This window comes from Gallibacter intestinalis (genome assembly GCF_014982745.1).
In the GTDB taxonomy this organism is placed as follows: domain Bacteria; phylum Bacillota; class Clostridia; order Peptostreptococcales; family Anaerovoracaceae; genus Gallibacter; species Gallibacter intestinalis.
The window spans coordinates 151,196-170,647 of sequence record NZ_JADCKA010000002.1; the positions used below are offsets into that span (position 1 = coordinate 151,196).

The window sequence follows — 19,452 nt, forward strand, 5'->3', positions numbered from 1 at the left end:
TATACACACTTTTCCTGTTTTTTACTTTTAAAAATTTTTATTTCCATCCTTTTGGAATAAATAACTCATCATAGAGATTTATGGCATATCTGTCAGTCATTCCTGCAATATGATCTTTTACAGCTTCTCTTACACCAAATTCATCGGCCAATTCCCTTGCGTCATCAGGAAGCTTTTCCGGATGAGCAAGAAAATAGTCATAAAGAGAAGTTATTATGTTTTCAACCTTTGAAAGATCCGATGCCTTTTTTACTTGAGGATTATGATAAACCATTTCAAACATGGCTTTTCTCAGCTTATCCATTGCTTCTTTAGCATCTGTACTCAAAGTTATTAGCTCGGAGTTTTCACTGTTTTCTATCATATTTTTTACGAGAAAATCTATTCTCTGTCCATGACTTTTACCCAGTACTTCGAGGCAATCTTGAGGTAGGTCATCCACTGTGATAACACCGCTTCTTAATGCATCGTCTATATCATGATTTATATATGCTATTCTGTCGCTGATTTTAACAATCTGGCCCTCTAAAGTAAACGGCGTTACACTTCCCGTATGGTTTCTTATACCGTCTCTTACTTCTTCGGTAAGATTCATACCCCTATGACCTTTTCTCTTTTCAATAACATCCACAACACGAAGGCTCTGAATATTATGCTTAAAACCGCCTGGATGTATGCTATCCAATATAACCTCGCCATTATGTCCAAAAGGAGTATGTCCCAAATCATGACCGAGGGCTATGGCTTCAGTAAGGTCCTCATTTAATCCTAGACCCCTTGCAATTGTTCTTGCTATCTGAGAAACCTCGATTGTATGTGTAAGTCTCGTTCTGAAATGATCTCCTTCAGGGGCGAGAAACACCTGAGTCTTATGCATCAGCCTTCTGAAGGGTTTACTGTGAATTATACGATCCCTATCACGCTGAAATTCAGTCCTCATATCGCATTTTTCCTCAGCTCGCTGCCTACCTCTGCTTTCAGCGGATTTACATGCCCTAGGACTCAATATTTCATATTCTCTTTTTTCCTGTTCGATTCTACCTATTATCATCTCTTTACCTATCTTCCGGTATGTCCGAAGCCGCCTGCTCCCCTTTCCGTTTCGGAAAGTTCATCTGTGATTTTCCAGCTTATTTGCTCGTATTTTGCAATTACCATCTGAGCTATGCGTTCTCCGTTTTTAATCTCAAAATCTTCCTGTCCTAAATTTACCAGCGGCACCTGAATTTCCCCTCTATAGTCACTGTCAATTGTACCAACACAGTTTATAAGGGTGATTCCATGTTTTATTGCAAGACCAGATCTTGCTCTTACCTGTGCCTCATATCCCTGAGGAAGTTCTATAAAAAGGCCAGTAGGAATAAGCCTTCTTTCTCCCGGTGCCAAAATCACCGGTTCATTTAAAACAGCCTTTAAGTCCATTCCTGCAGAGCCTTCTGTCTCATAAGCCGGTATATTTCCGCTTTTAGTAACAAGTTTTATTTCAATCATTTTTATTCCTTTCCCGGGATTAACCCTGCATCACTTTTTTAATGTCAAATCGTCTGTTTGTAATAGCTGCTGCGCTGTATTTCAATGGATCAGCAAATTTAACCGCTGTTTTGTTTATTTCATCCATCGTAATAGAATCTATTTTTTCAAGGACTTCACTGTCGGTTTTTACATTATCAGTAAGAATCAGGCTCTTGCCCAGAGAAAACATTTTAGAGGCTACATTTTCCTGCCCAAAAATAAAGTTGGCTTTAAGCTGTTCCTTGGCTTTTGACAATTCCTCTTTAGTAACCCCTTCTCTTCCTAAAATCAATAGTTCTTCTTTAACTGCCTCTATAGCTTTTCTCAAATTATCATGACTTACTCCCGCATAGATATAAAATGCACCTGCCATTGAAGCTGACGCGTTAAAGCTATATACCGAATAAGCCAGACCCTTTCTTTCCCTTACACTTTGAAACAGCCTTGAACTCATTGAACCACCAAGTATATTACCAAGAACTGTTACAGCATAGTATTCATCATCAGTCATCGTTACACTTTCAGTCCCCAGGAAGAAATGTGCCTGCTCTATATCCTTGACCTTTGTCCTAAAAGCAGGAGTATACGGTATAATTTGATGGTTTTTCTTTTCCTTAGTAGGGCTGAATCTTTTAAGTCTACCTTCAAGAAATGAACATATTTCATCCTCGTCAAAATTACCTGCTATAGCCACAACTATGCTGTCCCTTGTATATTCTTTATCTATGTAATCCACAAGAACATTTCGTGAAATTCTCTTAAGTGATGTAGGCGTTCCTATTATGCTTCTGCCTAAAGGATTACCTCTGTTAACAGCCTCGGAAATCATATCATGGACGTTTTCCTCTGGAGAATCCTGAGTCATCTTTATTTCTTCGCAGATAACCTGTCTTTCCCTAGTCATCTCATGCTTATCGAAAAGACTTTCTGTAAGCATGTCCAGTAGTATTTCCGTGGATTTTATCAAATTAGAAGATATGGTTTTGGCATAGTAGCATGTAGCTTCTTTACTGGTAAAAGCATTGAACTGACTTCCCAGTTTGTCCATATCGTCAGCTATCTGTTTAGCAGTTCTGTTCTTTGTCCCCTTAAACATCATATGTTCTATAAAATGGGAAACTCCCGCATATCTATCCTCTTCATCTACGGAGCCGGCCTTTACCCATATTCCTATGGCAGCTGACTGCAGATAATCTGTTCTATCAGTTATAACGCGGACCCCGCAATCCAAAGTTCTTATATTTATCATCAATATTCTCCTTCTGACTTAACTATCCATCGACTTCGGCTTGTAAAGTCTAATGGTACAACGCATGTTTATCTCATAGGCACTAAAGGTTTGATCAGCCAGTCTCTCATCGTTTACATATCTGTCTGTCATTATATCTAATATTTCATCCTCGGTTTTTCCTTCAGCCCAAGCCTTTTCAATTATTTCCTTTTCAGTATATGATTCCTTTTCCAAAAGATTCCAAAGCTTTTCATTGTAGCTTTCAGGAACTATTCCATAATGGGAAACCACGATTCTCTTTGCTCCGTACTCCCTGCACTTATTTATTGAAGCAATGGATTCTTCGAAGCTGCTTAAAATTGTCGGATGACACATTCCTCGTCTGTCTAAAATGCCGACGCTTTCACTTGCCAGCATAAGGCTCATCGGTTCAATAACAAATGTAAGAGAACATTTAGTGTGACCCGTCGTTTCAAGAACATGGATTTCCTTTCCACCAAGATCTATCACATCTCCGTCTCCCACAACCATATCTATCCACATTCCATCTGTGGTTACAGGAGTTGTCTCTCCTATACCGTAAGTTTGCGACGCCTCTTCACCTCTGGCTTTAATCGCATCTAAAGCACTCTGCTTTTCGAGAACACTCTTACCGTGATGTGCTCCTGCAACGATTAAGTTAGGCCATTGCTTTCTGAGACTTGGTAAAGCACCGATATGATCAAAATGAGTGTGGCTTAAAAACAGATAATCTAATGGTCTTCCTTTAAGTTCTGACTTGATTTTTTCCACCAATCTTTCGCCGCAATAGGCATTACCACAATCGATAAGGGCAGTTTTGTCCTCACCTATAAACAAAAGGCACGCACCACCGTGACCTGTAGTTACATTTATAGCACCCTCAGGAAAGTCGTATTTATGCTTTTCCTGTGTACTTGCATAGTTAAACACAAACACCTTAAAGAAGTTGATTGTCAGCATGGCAAATATAACCAAACCGAAGCACCCCATAATAGGGAAACCGTAGGCTACTATATTTTTAAAGCCAACTGTGCTGAGACAAAATGCTATCAATGCAAATACAGCAATTTTCAATCCTTTTTTGCCGTCGTCCTTAAGCTTTGTAGTAAAGCCATAAAAATTACCCGATGCCGAAGCATATATGGCGATAAACATGATTACCGTATAAATTATTCCCGCTGTAGGTCCAATTTTTTCCGCAAAGGCAAGCATAGGCATATCCATCGCCTGAGCATATCCTCCGTCAGTCATCATTGCAAAACATAAGAGAGATGACAGTAAGAATAAAAAAGCTCCTCCCAATGCAGGTCCCGCAGCAGCCTTTTTTAAACTCTTAGTTTTATTTGCTGCCGTTGACATCACAGGTATGACCGCTACTATGCAATATGAAATATAAAGCACAGATGCAATAAGCCAATTTGGTGTTAATGGACTTGCAACAAGCTCGGCCTGAATATTTCCCTTAGGCAAATCCATAATAAATACGATTATACATGTTACGATTATTACAACTATAAGTACAGGTACTAGCCCATGAAACACCTTTTGCATTCTTTCAAATCCACCCATAAGGGTAATCGTAACTAAAAGTACCAGCAAAAGACCTCCAAGTACTTTACTGCCTCCAAATTGTTGACTAAAAAGAGAACCCATGGCAGCACACATAGTTACCATTATGACAAACAGGATAATCGGTATTACCCACCCTATGGCCTGCTGCAGTTTTTTATTTTCCCAAGGACATACAACTTGACCCATATCCTCAGTTCTTTTTATTTTTGCTATAACACCGGACATCACGCCTGCCGCTATAAAAAGAAGTCCTGTCAATACAAGACCTGGCACAGCGTTATCTCCAAATACACCAAAAAACTGCCAGATTTCCCTTCCTGAAGCAAATCCTGCTCCAACCATGGTTCCGACATAAACTAATGCAATTTTTAAAATACTGTTGTTCTTTTCTCTATTCACTTTTGCCTAACTCTCTTTCCCGGATTTACCGGCTTTTGCCTCTCCTATAGTAAATATTACAAGACCAATCCATGTTACCGCAAAGGCGATAAACTGTACAATATCAAACGGCTCTCCAAACAGGAACACTCCCAAAAGAAGTGCCACGGTCGGAGATACATACTGGGTGACTCCCAGTGTTATAAGCGGTAGATTATTGGCTCCCAGAGCAAACAGTCCTAAAGGTATGGCAGTTGCTACTCCCGCCAGCATAAGCAGTGCATACTGATAGGTTTCACCCACTCCTATTGCGCCTACGCCATTGATTTCCATTACGATAATAACTGCCAACGCAATTGGCACAAGAAGTACTGTCTCATAGGCCAAAGAAACCATAGGCTCCAGTTTGACGCTCTTCTTAATTGCCGCATATGTTGCAAAGGTAATTGCGAGGCTTAACGCTATTGCAGGAATCTGCCCAGAATTGATTATCATTATTACGACTCCGGCTAAAGCCATAAGCATTGCAGTGACATTGAACTTAGTAAATCTTTCTTTAAAGAACAAAATGCCGAAAAGACATACTACTAAAGGTTCCATATAATAACCTATACTCGTCTGAATAACATAACCGGCATTCACCGCCCATATATATATACTCCAGTTTGATGTGTTTATAACTCCTGCCAATATAAGACGAGCCACCTTCTTTTTATCCTTTAGGGGCTCCTTTATCCTGTCCATACCATAAAGCTTCCAAGATACTATAAAAGAAACCACTCCTACCCAAAATATCCTGTAAAATATAATTACAGATGAAGGTATGGGCACCAGTGATTTCCAATATATTGGCAGTATACCCCAAACAAATGAGCCTGATACAGCCGCTATGATTCCCTTTTTATAATTCATCGTAGTCATCATATCTTTCCTCGAACATATCTTCCTCGTCATCTTCCTGTCGCTGAGATCTCGCCATGTCCGCGTAACTCATGATGTACTCTTCTATTTCATAATTTAATGCAGGAGAAAAGTCGTATCTGTATCTATCCCCTTCCAATCTTTCTATTCTGCATAGGGAAAGTGCATCTCTAAGACACATGGTCTGTATGCTTCCGTCATCGATATTTCTACATTCGACCTCTGATTCTTCACAGTACCATCTTCTGAAGTTGTTAAGTTCCTCACAAAAATGTACAAGGGCCGTTTCATCATCTGCCGACTCAAGCAGGCCAGTAAGGGCCATTTTAATTGTTTCCATCAGCATATAGATGTCCGTAGAATCATCAGGTATGGGTTCCATAATATCGTTAAAATAGTTTTCTATCATTTCAAGAACAGCATCTGTATCTGCTCCTTCAAAAAGCTTGTAAAGGGCTTCTTCCTCTACTTCCTCTCCGTTTTCACAAAGATCCGCAAAGTTTTCAAAATACTCAAATTCAGAAGCATTTTCTATACCCAGGCTTTCCAAAAGTTTTTCGTAATCCATTTCAGTCTCCCTCTTTAATAATGTCAATAGGAATTACAAGTCCAGATTTTTAAATTCCACCCTTACATCGGTTTCGTCAAATATCCTGTCAATCATGTTCATAAAGTTTTCGGAGAGGTCACTTGCATAAAAGGTGCTTTCATACTCAGAATCCTTAGCAAACATATCCCTTTCCTCCAGTATCTCTTCAATTCTGCCTATTACCGCCTCCGATGGATTTATAATCCAAAGATTAGGATACATGCGTTTGATATTTGACTGAAGAAGCGGATAATGAGTACATCCTAAAACCAGAGTATTGATTCTGTTTTCCAGTATAAAATCGTCCAAATAATACTCAATGGTAAGATTCATAATATCATTTTGAATTATTCCCTCTTCAATTAAAGGTACAAAGGCAGGACACGCCTTCTCAAATACAGCCAAGTTCGGTGTTCTACTTTTAATCGCTTCCTTATATGCACCGCTGGACACCGTAACCTTTGTTCCTATGATACCTACTCTGTCCGAACCTCCGCATACTCTGCTGACCAATGCCGCAGCAGGATCTATGATTCCGACTATTGGAATCTGCGGGAATTTTTTCTGAAGATCATCAAGACATGTGGCGCTCACCGTATTACATGCAATGACTATCATCTTCACATCGTTTTGCACCAAAAAATCGGCTATCTGCATAGAAAACCCGCGGATAGTCGATACAGCCTTTGATCCGTAAGGAGTCCTTGCTGTATCACCGAAATATATTATCTTTTCCTCCGGCAGTTTTTTCATCAGGTAAGGAATACATGTAAGTCCTCCAAGTCCTGAATCAAAAAAACCGATAGGTCTGTTGTCCATATTTTTATTTCCTTTCAAATTTATGGTATACTATTTTTACGCCTATATATTTTACAACAAACAGATATTAAAGTAAACATAACCCGGAGGAAATCAATGAGCAAAACTCTTAGAGAACGCAAGGATATTGATAAAAAATATAAATGGAATATTGAAGACATGTACAGTGATGAAAGTCTTTGGGAAGATGATATAAAAGCATCCCTTTCAGACGCTGAAGATTTTCTGAAATACAAAGGACATTTAACCGACGATGCCGATACTCTTCTTTCTGCTTTACAACAGAGGGATAATATTTGGCAAACAGTGGAAAAAGCATATGTATATTCCCGCATGAGACGGGATGAGGATAACAGAGAGGAACGCTATCAGGCCATGAGCGATAAAGCCGAGGCTGCAATTTCTAAGATAAGCGCTTACCTTTCCTTTTTTGTACCTGAACTGCTTTCCGCAAAGGAAGAGCTTATCAATTCATTTGTAAGTCAAAAGGATGAGCTTAAAACTTATTCCTTCATGTTGGAATGTCTTATGATGGAAAAAGCCCATGTACTTTCGGAAGCTGAGGAAAACATATTGGCACAGATGAGCGAAGTTACTTCCTCGACAAATAATATTTTTACCATGCTAAACAATGCCGATATGAAATTCGGAACAATAATTGCTGAAGATGGACATGAAGTTGAACTTACCCATGGCAATTACATTACTTTTATGGAAAGTCACAACAGAGATGTCAGAAAGCAAGCTTATGAAAAAATGTATTCCGCCTATAAAGGACTAATTAACACCATATCAACCACGTACAGCTATAATACAAAAACCGATGTAATAAGCGCAAGAATACGCAAATATCCTTCTGCAAGAGCAGCTGCTCTTTCCGGAGATAATATAAAAGACGAGGTTTATGACAATCTTATTGATGTCATACACGAAAACCTTCCTTCCATGTACAAATACATGGAGCTGAGAAAAAAGCTTCTTGGTGTTGATAAACTGAACATGTACGATGTGTATGTTCCCCTTGTAAAAATACCAGAAACAAAGGTTTCCTTTGATGAGGCAAAAGAAACTATGGCAAAGGCCCTTGCCCCTCTCGGTGACCAATATATAAAAGATATGAAAGCAGGCCTTGATGCAGGCTGGGTAGATGTTTACGAAAACATCGGCAAAACTAGCGGAGCCTATAGCTTTGGAAGTTATGACTCAATGCCGTACATACTGATGAATTTTTCAGAAACACTAAAGGATATATTTACTCTTGTACATGAAATGGGTCATTCTATGCACAGTTTTTATACCCGCAAGGAGCAGCCTTATATTTACGGAGATCACAGTATTTTCACCGCAGAAGTTGCTTCTACAGTCAACGAAAATCTGCTGATGAAGTACCTGATAGCCAATGAAACTTCTCCTGATATGAAAAAATATCTTGTAAACTATCATCTTGAAGAATTCAGGACTACAGTATTTAGACAAACCATGTTTGCAGAGTTTGAAAAGTGGACTCACGAAGAAGTTGAAAAAGGTCATTCCCTTACAGCGGCATCAATGTGCCAAAAGTATCAAGAGCTTAACAATCTTTATTTCGGCGAGACCGTTGAAAAGGATGACTGGATTAAATACGAATGGGCCAGAATTCCTCATTTTTACAATTCTTTTTATGTTTACAAATATGCAACAGGATACTCTGCCGCAGCGGCAATTTCAGATATAATTTTAGAAAAAGGTCCACAAGATTACCTGAAATTCCTTAAAACAGGTAGCAGTAATCACCCTATTGAGCTTCTAAAAATTGCCGGTGTCGATATGAGCGTAAAAGAACCCGTAGAAAAGGCAATGAAAGTCTTTAGAAACTTGGTAAATGAATTTGAAATACTCACAGGAGAATCAAAGTAAAATGACAAGCAAAATAATCTGCATACATTCCAATGACACGGAAATATCAAAGCAGACAAAAAAAGAACTTTTAGCAAAACTGATAAATGCCGGTTATATCGTTGAAGACGAGCTTTCTGAAAAAACTGAGCTTCTTATCTGTATAGGGGGCGATGGAGTAATCTTAGATGCCCTTCACAGATTTAATTTTCCTAGGGTTCCGGTTATCGGTGTAAACACGGGACACCTTGGTTTTTTCCAGGAAGTTGAGTCCCATACCCTTGACGCTTTTATAAAAAATTACAGAGAAGGTCGCTACAGATTGCAGCCCCTTTCAACAGTAGAAGGTATAGTAACTTTTACCGACGGCTCTACAATAGTTATAAACGCCTTAAATGAAATAGTTATAAGAGGAAACAACTATCTTGCTTCTCACTTGGAACTTTCAATTGACGGTAGCTTTATTGAAAAATTCAGTGGAGACGGTCTTTTAGTCGCTACATCCGCCGGTTCAACTGCATATAACTATTCTCTCGGCGGCTCAATAGTTGACCCTAGACTCGACTTGCTGCAGGTTACGCCTTTAGCACCTATGAATACCACTGCGTACCGTTCATTTACTTCAAGTATACTTCTCCCGCCGGATTTGCATCTTGATGTAGTTCCTGACCTTACCAGATGCGAAAAAATAAGCATCGTTGCCGACGGAGAATGCAGCGTTTTAAGCAATGTGGCAAACATAAAGGTAGGCGTATCCGATATTGAGGTAAATCTCTTAAGATTTGAAACCTATGACTTTTGGAATAAAGTAAAAACTAAATTTCTTTAGAACGGAGTTTAAATGAAGGAAACTAATGATTTTACATATCTGGTAACCGCTGATGACAGCAGCGCCGGCTATGACATTAAAAGTATAATTCGCCGTGAATTTCATTTTTCTTCCCGCCTTATGGGTAAAATTAAAAGAAACCATTGCGTATACTTAAACGGTCAGTCGGTGCCCGGATGGATAACCCCAAAACCCGACGATACCATAACTGTAGTTATGCCTGAGGAAAAGAGCAATTTTCCGCCCCAGGATATACCTATAAGCGTCGTTTATGAAGACGAGGATATGCTTGTAATCGATAAGCAACCGGGATACATAGTTCATCCCACGGCAAGTCATCCAGAGGACACAATAGCCAACGGAATTGCTAAATATTGCATTGATACAAATCAAACCTTTAAACTGAGATTTGTTAACAGACTTGACCGAGATACATCTGGCCTTCTTGTTATCGGAAAAAATTCCCACTGTCAAAATCAAATATCTCAGCAGATGAAAACAGATAAGGTTGAAAAAATCTACACTGCTTTGGTACATGGCATTATAGATGAGGAAGAAGGTACCATTGATCTTCCCATAGGAAGGCCTGACGAAATTGGAATCAAAAGAAAAGTTATGCCCAATGGAGCACCTTGTGTGACCCATTACAAAGTGCTAAAAAGATTTTTTCCAAAGAAAAACTCCATATCAAACCCATTAGATCGAAGCAGTCTTGATATGGAACAGCATAAAAAGTACCTACAATACAAGGATGAATTTCTTAAGGCTCATCCTGATAAGCAAAAGCTTTACGAATACCTTGCCGCTCACGATGAAGCCAACGATATAGTTCATGAACCGGGTTTTACCCTTTTAAGCCTAAAACTTGAAACAGGAAGAACTCATCAAATAAGAGTTCATGTAAGTTATATAGGTCATCCCATTGTAGGTGACACATTGTATGGCGGAGCATCAGATATCATCAGCAGGCAGGCTCTTCATGCATCCCAATTATCACTTAATCAGCCTGTCACAGGAAAAAGACTTTCTTTTGAAGCACCGCTTCCTGAAGACATAAACAAAGCCCTGGAACAGATTTAATTTTAAAATCCACCAGGGCTTTATTTTATTTCTGACCAAAAGCCTTTTCATATCCTTCCTTAACTCTGCCGTTAAAGCAGGAAAGTATGATTTTCATCGTGTAATCTTCATTTTCATCAAGCCATTTTACTATGGTTTCCACAGCAATATGACATGCATCATCTATAGGATAGCCATATACACCCGTTGAAATTGCAGGGAAAGCTATGGAATGTATATCGTTTTTTCTAGCAAGATCCAAGGAATTCCTGTAACAATCAGCCAGTTTTATCGGATCACTTTCACTACCTGAATATATTGGCCCTACAGTATGAATTACATATTTAGCTTTTAACTTATAACCCTTAGTTATCTTAGCCTGACCCGTTTCACAGCCATTTAACGTTCTGCACTCTGCGAGAAGCTCCGGACCTGCGGCTCTGTGTATGGCACCGTCCACACCTCCGCCGCCTAAAAGCGTTTTGTTAGCTGCATTTACTATGGCATCACAATCAAGAACTGTTATATCCCCTTCATCAAGAATTATGCTGCTATTATTTTTCTTCATATCTTTTTTCATTTGATTCACCATCCTTATCATTTCCATGGAAATAAATCCGAAATCACCCCAAGGGTCTACGGCTATACCGCTTATATGGTCAGAATTATTTAAAGCCGAAAACAGTTCAAGAATCGGCTTTTTTATAAGCTCTGTTTTTTCTCCCTTTAAAGCTTCCATTTCACTGGTAAATACGGGAATAACCTCTTCCCCATTATCCAATCTTAGCTTCATAAGTGAATATTTTATATCATCACTGGATTCTTGTTTGTTTTGATCAAACACCACAGGCATGAAGATTTCTGCGTTGTTTATAATAAGTCTTTCTGTCAGAGTCATTTGATGCCTCCAAGTTATTTTTACGGATATTTTTTCTTTTTTACAGTATATCATATTAAACACTTTTTCTGTTCTTTTTAAGCTACCTGTGATAAAATGTATCCGCTGTTTAGGAGGAAAATATTGAGGACTATATTCAGATTTATAACCGGCATAATAAAATTTGTCGTATGCTTGATTTTTATAATATGCCTGATTGGAGCAGGAATGGCAGCCTATGCCTTTTATATAGCTCCAGATAGGCTCACAACTGAAGATATAAATGTTGAATCATCTCTCGTAAGCCGTGACATCGATATTGCGGTAATAGCCGATACTCACTTCGGTGCCGGTTTTGAAGCTGAGGACTTTGATAAAGTCATAGATGAAATCAATGCAGAAGATGTAGATATCGTTTTGTTCCTCGGCGATTTAATTGATGATTACAACAGATATACCATAGATGATTTCAGTAAAGGAACGGGAGACCCTGCGGTAATTTCGGAAAAACTATCTGAAATTAACGCTTCTTTGGGCAAATTTGCCGTGTTTGGCAATCATGACTACGGCGGTGGTGCCGAAAATCATTATGAGGACATAATGAATGCAGGCGGCTTTACTGTACTTAAAAACGAATCCTATGTGCTCCCCGGCACAGGTCTTCGCCTTATCGGCATAGACGACCTTCTACTAGGATACGGTAGTGTATCTATTTCCGAAAGTGCCACATCGAATATGTATGACCTAATTCTATGCCATGAGCCTGATATTTACGACAAACTCACAGGTGACGATATAGATTTCATGTTTGCTGGCCATACCCATGGCGGTCAGATAAACATACCATATTTAAGAGATGAATTTCTCCCTTCTTTGGGAAGTAAATATTTAAAGGGCGAGTATTCAGACGGCATATCAACTTTATATGTCAATCCAGGACTTGGTACTACAAAAATAAAAGCCCGACTTTTCGCCGAGCCTGAGATAACATATCTGCATATTAAAAGTATCTAATTTATTTTTTAATCTAATGGACCGGATTTAATTTCCGGTTCTTTTTTTCCTTTAAGTACAGCATATATAGTATATCCGATGGAAAAACACATTACTATAGCCATATATGATAAGAAATTAGGCATACTTAATATATCCATATAAATTTGAACAAAAAAGCTACTATCAAATATAAATGGAGCAAACACTATAAGTTCCATTATAATTGTAACTGCAATTGGTAATATGGCAGCTATTTTGTTGTTATCAATAAGTCTCTTAATAGTCCAGCATATAAACAGCACCAGTACTCCAGAAACTATATTTATTACAATAGCCATGCCTATTAATCTAATGATATTAAGATCTCTATTGAATGCCTCAGTAACAGCATCTGAAGCCGATGAAAGAAGTGTTAAAACAAATATAAATATTACAATCGACAATACAAATAATGCAGAATAAATCAATGTTTTTTTACTCTTGTCCTTCATTTCACTCTCTCCCTTCCCTTACGCAAAATGATGCAGCTATAAATTGTATAGCCAATGGCAAAGCACATAATCACCGCAATACACGGAAAATAGGTAGGCCAAGTCATAGCTACAAATAACTGACCAACAACTGGACCCGAAATGTTAAAAACATAAAATAGAACATATGATAGTTCGATCAATAGAGTAATAACAATAGGTAAAATGCCTGCTAACCTACTTATATCTACCATTTTCTTAACGGACCACATGATAAATAGTATAAAAACTGCAGATATAAGATTCAGAGTAACAAATCTTAAAAACATCATTTTATAGTAACTAAAGTCTGATCCCAATATATCCGATGCCCTATTATTGATTTTTAACCTTCTATCGCATCAATTGCATCAATTACCGCGCCTCTAAAGGCATTTCTCTCAAGAGCCGCAACACCCTTTATCGTTGTGCCGCCCGGCGAGCAAACTGCATCCTTCATGGCACCGGGATGTTCACCTTTTGCAAGATAAAGAGCACCTACACCTTTAATCATCTGCGCAGCAAGTCTATATGAAGCGGCTCTGTTTAGACCGTGTTTTACCGCAGCGTCTCCTAAAGCTTCCAGATACATTTCTGTAAATGCCGGGCCGCATCCTGCCACAGTTCCTGCAACGGAAACATGTTCTGTTTCAATGAATTCAAGTAAAGCCACTTTGCCAAAGATTTCTTTAAAGGTATTCAGCTCATCATCGCTTAGTGAATGGGTCTGTTCACATACCATTACTCCTTCACCGGTACATATAGGAGTATTCGGCACTGTGGAAATATGATGAGTACCTGAAGCCAATATTTCTTCATAGTCATCAAAGAATACGCCTGCTGCAATGGAAACAACCAACTTATCCTTAAGCTCTTCTGATACTGCACCTGCCACTTCCTTCATCTGATATGGTTTTACAGCAAGAACTACGATATCACAGCTTTCTGCAACCTCTTTGTTGTCATAACATGGATTTATGCCAAGTTTTCCGGTATTTTTGGCGAGTTTTTCCTTATCTCTGGCCGAAGCATATATATCCGAAGGTGCCATAACCTTTTTTTCCACAAGACCCTGAGCAATAGCCTGAGCCATATTTCCGTAACCGATAAATCCTAGTTTCATAATATATCCGTCCTTTCCTTCAAATAATTTTTTTATTTATTACTTTCAATCTGCTGCGGCACCACAAAGTCCACAGCACCTGGAACTATCTCAAATTCTATTTCCTTTGCCTTGGTAAGCTCACCGTCAGTACTGAATGTAAAAGGCTCACCGTTCGCCGTTATCTTAAGGGTTTTTGCCTTTCTATATATAATTAGCTTATCTGCTCCCTTTGCATTAAGATGTTCACCCTTAGCATATTTAGGAAATAACTGAATAAATCTCCTTCTGCTGCATTTTCTTATAAGACTTATGTCCATAAAACCGTCATCGGTTAAAGCCTTAGGTACACCTTTGACGCCGCCTCCGCAAAAGCAACCGTTTGCTATGGCAATAAGCAGCATTTTTCCGTCAAACACCTTTCCGTCTTCAAATTCAACTTTAAGATCAGCGCCCTTCATTTTAACCAGCATAGCAGCAACCCCTGCCAGATATGCCATTGAGCCGGAAATAAGCGGCTTTTTCTTTAATTTGCCTGCCATTTCCACCACATTACAGTCAAAACCTATATTGAACATATTTATGCAATATCTGCTGCATGAAAAGCCCTGTCGTTTCCATGTATAACGGATTACGTCTGTTTTTACTGTATCTGCAGTCATCTGATATTCAAGATTTCTAAAAAGCTCAACATCACCGAAATTGCGTACAAAATCATTTCCCGTTCCCATGGGTATAACTGCCAATTCCATATTATCGTGACCTATAATTGCATTTAAAATTTCATTGGCAGTGCCATCTCCGCCACAGGCATAAAGTCTGATTTTAGTATCCACATCATTGTTTTTAATAAGCTGCGATGTAAATACCTGTGCATCAAGTTCTTCCTTTGTTTCATATATTTCCGTATCTAAGGAAAGCCTCTGACTTATATTTTCAATTTGCTCTCTCATTCCAATGGCCTGTCCCTGACCTGCCGCCGGATTAAGCAAAAAAACATGTTTTCTATTCATATTTATAACCTCTCATATCTTTTCTATTTTATATTGAATTCGTTTAAAATACAACTTCATATATTGCACCTGACTTCTGCCGGCGGTATAATTTATTGGTATATGAAAGCGAGGGTATAAATATGGACGATAGAATAAAAAAACTTTCAAATCTTCTGGTTAACTATTCAACTTCAATTCAGCCGGGAGAAAAGGTACTGATAAACTATGAGGGCAGAGAAACACTACCTCTCATAAGACAGCTTATAAAGGATATATACAAAGTAGGCGGACTTCCTTATGTGGAAAGCAGCGAATCATCCGTAACAAGGGAAATTCTTTTAGGTGCTTCTACAGAACAGATAGAAATGTACAGCAAGCATCAGCTGGAATTTATGAAGGAAATGGATGCTTACATTGGTGTCAGAGGAAGTGCCAATACATCTGAGCTATCAGATGTTCCATCATCTCAGCTCAATATGTATAACACCCTTACTCAGCCTGTCTTAGACCAGCGTGTCAACGAAACAAAATGGGTGATTTTAAGATTTCCAAACAGCTCCATGGCTCAGCTTGCAGGCACAAGTCTTGAAGCCTTTGAGGACTTCTATTATCAGGTATGCACCCTTGATTACAGCAAAATGGATAAAGCAATGGACAATCTCGTGGAACTGATGAATAAAACCGATAAAGTAAGAATTACAGGACCGGGTACTGATCTCACTTTTTCCATTAAAAATATTCCTGCAGTAAAATGTTCCGGAGGCTGTAACATTCCTGACGGAGAAGTCTATACAGCACCGGTAAAAGACAGCATGAACGGCATAATAAGCTATAATACACCAAGTGAAGAACAGGGCTTTACCTACGAAAATATCGTTTTTGAAATTAAAGACGGTAAAATCATAAAAGCAACTGCCAACGATACAGACAGAATTAATGAACTTTTGGATACCGATGAAGGCGCTAGATATTTCGGAGAATTTTCCTTCGGTCTAAATCCTTACATATTGGACCCTATGAAGGATACGCTTTTTGACGAAAAGATATGCGGTTCCTTTCATCTTACACCGGGAATGTGCTATGAAGATGCTCCAAACGGAAATAACAGTGCCGTACATTGGGATCTAGTAAACATTCAAAGACCTGAATACGGCGGCGGTGAAATTTACTTTGACGATGTTCTTATTAGAAAGGATGGCAGATTTGTAATTCCTGAATTGGAATGTCTGAATCCTGAAAATTTATCCGACTAAAAAAATACGGCGATTAGCTTTGCGCTTTTCGCCGTATTCTCATTTTTTTCTGTTGTCAAATTATTTCTTTTTTCTTGCGGCATTACCCGCCACCGCCGCTATGGCAACACATATGCCCAGAACAACAATTATTCCTCCGAAAACCAACAAAGTATCCGTTGGAATTGAAAGATTTTTCTGCAGCTTTTCTGAAGCTGATGGATCAACATTCTCAACATCCACCTGGTCCTTAGTAACCTTATCCTCTTCTACCTGCTGCACTTCTTCTGCTGCATAGACTACGGTATATGTACCGAAGCTTAGGTCATGTCCTCCCTTGACTGAAAATATCTGAAAAAACATCAGTGTCATAAAGAGAATTGCCACGGCAATCAGTTTGGTTGTCATTTTGCCTGTATACATAAACCACCGTTCCTACTAGTCTGATTAACTATTTTATTTTAATATAATCCCAACAGTTAGTCAATTTATAAATGGCTTCTTGAGCCTTATCTTCATCTGATGCATAGAGTAGGGCGATAGCATCATCGGGCTCTACAGTGTCTCCTGCTTTTTTATTAAGCAAGATACCTGCACCCGGATCAACTTTCTCACCTTTTTTTGTTCTTCCTGCGCCACATATCTGAGAAGCAGTTCCAACAGCCAATGCACTGATATGTCTTATTTGGGATTTATCAATAATTCCTACATCTTTTCCTTTTATTTCCCTTTTTACAGCTGCCACAGGCAAAAGAGAAATATCATCGATTACATTTACATCTCCGCCCTGTCTTATAATGAACTCTCTAAATTTTTCAAAGGCTCTTCCCGAGCTTATCATCTCTTCGGCAATTCTTTCTCCCTCTGCTACAGTCTCTGCAATTCCACCCAAATATATCATTCTTCCGGCCATTTCAACGGTGCTCTTAAACATATCCTCTGGACCATTACCCTTTAAGGTTTTTATTGCTTCTGCTATTTCAAGGCTATTACCGACACAATTTCCCAAAGGCTGATCCATATCGGAAATCAATGCATCTGTTCTTTTACCATTTTTTTCACCTATCATTATCATAAGCTTTGCGAGGTTTTCTGCATCTTCCTTTGTTTTCATCAATGCACCATCGCCATATTTTACATCTAAAAGAACAGCATCGCTTCCCATGGCAAGTTTTTTGCTCATTATGCTTGAAGCTATAAGAGCAGGTACATCCACCGTCGATGTAACATCTCTCAAAGCATAAATCATTTTATCCGCTTTCGCTATTTCCTCCGACTGGCTGATAATTGACAAACCGATTTCGTTAACATTTGCCTTAAATTCATCCATTGGTATATCCGTTCTAAAGCCGGGAACAGATTCTAACTTGTCTATGGTGCCTCCTGTAAATCCGAGGCCTCTTCCGCTCATTTTGGCTATTTTAACACCGGCAGCAGCAGCAACTGGACAAGCTGTCAAAGACAACTTATCTCCGACACCTCCGGAGCTGTGCTTATCAACCTTATTTCCTTTAATATCCGTAAGGTCAATTACTTCTCCGCTGTTTTTCATGGCATCCGTAAGGATATATATTTCATCCTCATCCATTCCGTTAAAATATATTGCCATCAAAAGTGCGGACATCTGATAATCAGGAATATCTCCATTTACATATCCGTCTATTAGATCTCGTATTTGCTGCTCTGAGAGCTTTTCACCGTTTTTCTTTTTCGCGATAATATCAGTCATGCTAAACATAAAGCATTACTCCATAATTTCCTTTATAAAGCTTATACCTGCTCCTGTATCTCTTACGCCCAGATAATCGCATACGCTGGCTGCAACATCGGAAAACGTATCTCTAATACCAAGATTTACTCCTGGCCTTACATTTTTTCCGTATACTAACAAAGGTACAAATTCCCTTGTATGATTAAAGCCTTGATAAGCCGGATCATTGCCGTGATCTGCACAAATTATAAGAATATCCTCATCATTCATCGCTTCCATTATTTCTGGCAATCTTCGGTCAAAATCCTCTATAGCCTTAGCATATCCTTCTATATTTCTGCGATGTCCATACTTAGAGTCAAAATCCACAAGATTTGTAAATATAAGTCCTGAAAATCTTTCTTTAAGAGCATCCACCGTTTTATCAACGCCGTCATCATTGCTTTTTGTCGCAACTGAGGTAGTAACACCACAGCCGTTAAAAATATCTCTTATTTTTCCAATGGCATGCACCCTCAATCCTGATTCTGAAATCAAATCTAGCATCGTCTTTTCAGGAGGCGATACGGAATAATCATGTCTATCGGAAGTTCTAATTCTCTTTCCATTTTCGATTTTATATGGTCTTGCAATAACTCTGGCACAAGCCCATTCTCCCTTTAAAAGCTCTCTGGCCTTTTCACAAGCGCTGTAAAGCTCACTAAGGGGAACCACATCCACATTGGCTGCAATTTGAAATACGCTGTCTTCTGAAGTGTATACTATCAAATCACCTGTTTTTTCATGGTGTGGCCCGTACATCTCTATGATTTCAGTTCCTGAAATAGGAATATTACCAACAGTCTTTCTGCCCGTAGCCTTTTCGAAGGCTTCAATAAACTCTTTTGGAAATCCGTCAGGATATGTTTTAAAGGGTATCTGAGTTTTTAACCCAGCAATCTCCCAATGCCCTGTTGTTGTGTCCTTCCCCGCGGACACCTCCTTCATTTTTCCATAGGCTCCTAATGCAGAGGCTTTCGGATTTTTATCAAATCTTTCAAGTCCTAATATTTTAAAAATCCCAAGTTTTTCAAGATTTCTAATATCTATTTCTGGCACATGTTCTATGATATGGCCTAAAGTATCAGCGCCTGCATCACCAAATTTAGAAGCATCCGGAGCTGCTCCGACTCCCATACTGTCTGTGACAATTATTGTAACCCTTTTATCCATATTATCACCTGT

General features: G+C 38.9%; 19 protein-coding genes and 1 pseudogene. 5 read left to right on the top strand and 15 right to left on the bottom strand.

Annotation, left to right across the window (positions count from 1 at the left end; translation table 11 throughout):
• Nucleotides 1–37: 37 nt before the first annotated feature.
• From INF20_RS02120 to murI, 7 genes are read right to left on the bottom strand one after another with little or no spacing between them, the layout of a single operon-like run.
• Nucleotides 38–1,048, bottom strand: a complete 1,011-nt coding sequence (locus INF20_RS02120; RefSeq protein ID WP_404812911.1) for a deoxyguanosinetriphosphate triphosphohydrolase — start codon at nt 1,046–1,048, stop codon at nt 38–40.
• 11 nt (nt 1,049–1,059) lie between these two features.
• On the bottom strand, nt 1,060–1,491 hold the full coding sequence (dut, locus tag INF20_RS02125) for a dUTP diphosphatase (protein ID WP_226384742.1): 432 nt from the start codon (nt 1,489–1,491) through the stop codon (nt 1,060–1,062).
• 19 nt (nt 1,492–1,510) lie between these two features.
• Nucleotides 1,511–2,761, bottom strand: a complete 1,251-nt coding sequence (locus tag INF20_RS02130) for a M16 family metallopeptidase (protein ID WP_226384743.1) — start codon at nt 2,759–2,761, stop codon at nt 1,511–1,513.
• Between the two features lie 18 nt (nt 2,762–2,779).
• The gene (locus INF20_RS07975) at nt 2,780–4,735 is read right to left on the bottom strand and encodes an MBL fold metallo-hydrolase (protein WP_226384744.1); all 1,956 of its coding nucleotides are present in this window, start codon (nt 4,733–4,735) and stop codon (nt 2,780–2,782) included.
• A gap of 6 nt (nt 4,736–4,741) precedes the next feature.
• Nucleotides 4,742–5,635, bottom strand: coding sequence for an EamA family transporter RarD (gene rarD / locus INF20_RS02140; protein ID WP_226384745.1), 894 nt, complete (start codon nt 5,633–5,635; stop codon nt 4,742–4,744).
• Entirely contained in the window at nt 5,616–6,203 is a 588-nt protein-coding gene (locus INF20_RS02145; protein ID WP_226384746.1) for a hypothetical protein, read from the bottom strand. Before INF20_RS02145 ends, rarD begins: the two co-directional genes overlap by 20 nt.
• Nucleotides 6,204–6,236: 33 nt before the next feature.
• A complete protein-coding gene (gene murI, locus INF20_RS02150) occupies nt 6,237–7,043 on the bottom strand; it encodes a glutamate racemase (protein ID WP_226384747.1) in 807 nt (268 codons plus the stop codon).
• A 96-nt stretch (nt 7,044–7,139) separates the two neighbouring features.
• Between murI and pepF the strand changes: the two genes are divergently transcribed.
• From pepF to INF20_RS02165, 3 genes are read left to right on the top strand one after another with little or no spacing between them, the layout of a single operon-like run.
• The gene (pepF, locus tag INF20_RS02155; protein WP_226384748.1) at nt 7,140–8,939 is read left to right on the top strand and encodes an oligoendopeptidase F; all 1,800 of its coding nucleotides are present in this window, start codon (nt 7,140–7,142) and stop codon (nt 8,937–8,939) included.
• 1 nt (nt 8,940) lies between these two features.
• Complete coding sequence (locus tag INF20_RS02160; protein ID WP_226384749.1) at nt 8,941–9,747, top strand: NAD(+)/NADH kinase; 807 nt, start codon at nt 8,941–8,943, stop codon at nt 9,745–9,747.
• Nucleotides 9,748–9,759: 12 nt separating this feature from the next.
• Nucleotides 9,760–10,827, top strand: coding sequence for an RluA family pseudouridine synthase (locus INF20_RS02165; RefSeq protein WP_226384750.1), 1,068 nt, complete (start codon nt 9,760–9,762; stop codon nt 10,825–10,827).
• A 25-nt stretch (nt 10,828–10,852) separates the two neighbouring features.
• Here the strand turns inward: INF20_RS02165 and INF20_RS02170 are convergent, their stop codons facing one another.
• Nucleotides 10,853–11,374: an O-acetyl-ADP-ribose deacetylase gene (locus INF20_RS02170; RefSeq protein WP_226384845.1), complete on the bottom strand. Its 522-nt coding sequence runs from the start codon at nt 11,372–11,374 to the stop codon at nt 10,853–10,855.
• A gap of 39 nt (nt 11,375–11,413) precedes the next feature.
• Nucleotides 11,414–11,758: pseudogene (locus tag INF20_RS02175) on the bottom strand (SseB family protein); the annotation flags it as partial.
• A gap of 69 nt (nt 11,759–11,827) precedes the next feature.
• On the opposite strand from INF20_RS02175, the gene INF20_RS02180 reads away from it, so the two are divergent.
• Nucleotides 11,828–12,697, top strand: a complete 870-nt coding sequence (locus INF20_RS02180; RefSeq protein WP_226384751.1) for a metallophosphoesterase — start codon at nt 11,828–11,830, stop codon at nt 12,695–12,697.
• A gap of 8 nt (nt 12,698–12,705) precedes the next feature.
• Here the strand turns inward: INF20_RS02180 and INF20_RS02185 are convergent, their stop codons facing one another.
• The 3 genes from INF20_RS02185 to INF20_RS02195 form a co-directional block, all read right to left on the bottom strand.
• Nucleotides 12,706–13,170, bottom strand: coding sequence for a hypothetical protein (locus INF20_RS02185; RefSeq protein ID WP_226384752.1), 465 nt, complete (start codon nt 13,168–13,170; stop codon nt 12,706–12,708).
• 364 nt (nt 13,171–13,534) lie between these two features.
• Nucleotides 13,535–14,311: a pyrroline-5-carboxylate reductase gene (proC, locus tag INF20_RS02190; protein WP_226384753.1), complete on the bottom strand. Its 777-nt coding sequence runs from the start codon at nt 14,309–14,311 to the stop codon at nt 13,535–13,537.
• Between the two features lie 32 nt (nt 14,312–14,343).
• Nucleotides 14,344–15,303, bottom strand: a complete 960-nt coding sequence (locus tag INF20_RS02195; protein WP_226384754.1) for a diacylglycerol/lipid kinase family protein — start codon at nt 15,301–15,303, stop codon at nt 14,344–14,346.
• 122 nt (nt 15,304–15,425) lie between these two features.
• Here INF20_RS02195 and INF20_RS02200 point away from each other — a divergent pair, with 122 nt between their 5' ends.
• Nucleotides 15,426–16,538 carry an aminopeptidase gene (locus INF20_RS02200; protein ID WP_226384755.1) on the top strand — a complete coding sequence of 371 codons (1,113 nt, stop codon included), beginning with the start codon at nt 15,426–15,428 and terminating at the stop codon, nt 16,536–16,538.
• A gap of 60 nt (nt 16,539–16,598) precedes the next feature.
• Here the strand turns inward: INF20_RS02200 and INF20_RS02205 are convergent, their stop codons facing one another.
• Genes INF20_RS02205 through INF20_RS02215 form a run of 3 tightly spaced genes read right to left on the bottom strand, consistent with a single transcriptional unit; the run spans nt 16,599 to nt 19,440 of the window.
• Entirely contained in the window at nt 16,599–16,940 is a 342-nt protein-coding gene (locus INF20_RS02205; RefSeq protein WP_226384756.1) for a hypothetical protein, read from the bottom strand.
• A gap of 28 nt (nt 16,941–16,968) precedes the next feature.
• Nucleotides 16,969–18,255 (bottom strand): thymidine phosphorylase, encoded by a 1,287-nt coding sequence (locus INF20_RS02210; protein ID WP_226384757.1) that lies wholly within the window; start codon nt 18,253–18,255, stop codon nt 16,969–16,971.
• A 6-nt stretch (nt 18,256–18,261) separates the two neighbouring features.
• The gene (locus INF20_RS02215; RefSeq protein ID WP_226384758.1) at nt 18,262–19,440 is read right to left on the bottom strand and encodes a phosphopentomutase; all 1,179 of its coding nucleotides are present in this window, start codon (nt 19,438–19,440) and stop codon (nt 18,262–18,264) included.
• Nucleotides 19,441–19,452 lie beyond the last annotated feature (12 nt).

Bases quoted from the DNA above. Each gene is read 5' to 3' on its own strand.
- dut (WP_226384742.1), bottom strand. From the start codon at position 1,491: ATGATTGAAATAAAACTTGTTACTAAAAGCGGAAATATACCGGCTTAT.
- INF20_RS02130 (WP_226384743.1), bottom strand. From the start codon at position 2,761: ATGATAAATATAAGAACTTTGGATTGCGGGGTCCGCGTTATAACTGAT.
- rarD (WP_226384745.1), bottom strand. From the start codon at position 5,635: ATGACTACGATGAATTATAAAAAGGGAATCATAGCGGCTGTATCAGGC.
- INF20_RS02145 (WP_226384746.1), bottom strand. From the start codon at position 6,203: ATGGATTACGAAAAACTTTTGGAAAGCCTGGGTATAGAAAATGCTTCT.
- murI (WP_226384747.1), bottom strand. From the start codon at position 7,043: ATGGACAACAGACCTATCGGTTTTTTTGATTCAGGACTTGGAGGACTT.
- pepF (WP_226384748.1), top strand. From the start codon at position 7,140: ATGAGCAAAACTCTTAGAGAACGCAAGGATATTGATAAAAAATATAAA.
- INF20_RS02160 (WP_226384749.1), top strand. From the start codon at position 8,941: ATGACAAGCAAAATAATCTGCATACATTCCAATGACACGGAAATATCA.
- INF20_RS02165 (WP_226384750.1), top strand. From the start codon at position 9,760: ATGAAGGAAACTAATGATTTTACATATCTGGTAACCGCTGATGACAGC.
- INF20_RS02170 (WP_226384845.1), bottom strand. From the start codon at position 11,374: ATGAAGAAAAATAATAGCAGCATAATTCTTGATGAAGGGGATATAACA.
- INF20_RS02185 (WP_226384752.1), bottom strand. From the start codon at position 13,170: ATGAAGGACAAGAGTAAAAAAACATTGATTTATTCTGCATTATTTGTA.
- proC (WP_226384753.1), bottom strand. From the start codon at position 14,311: ATGAAACTAGGATTTATCGGTTACGGAAATATGGCTCAGGCTATTGCT.
- INF20_RS02195 (WP_226384754.1), bottom strand. From the start codon at position 15,303: ATGAATAGAAAACATGTTTTTTTGCTTAATCCGGCGGCAGGTCAGGGA.
- INF20_RS02200 (WP_226384755.1), top strand. From the start codon at position 15,426: ATGGACGATAGAATAAAAAAACTTTCAAATCTTCTGGTTAACTATTCA.
- INF20_RS02205 (WP_226384756.1), bottom strand. From the start codon at position 16,940: ATGTATACAGGCAAAATGACAACCAAACTGATTGCCGTGGCAATTCTC.
- INF20_RS02210 (WP_226384757.1), bottom strand. From the start codon at position 18,255: ATGTTTAGCATGACTGATATTATCGCGAAAAAGAAAAACGGTGAAAAG.
- INF20_RS02215 (WP_226384758.1), bottom strand. From the start codon at position 19,440: ATGGATAAAAGGGTTACAATAATTGTCACAGACAGTATGGGAGTCGGA.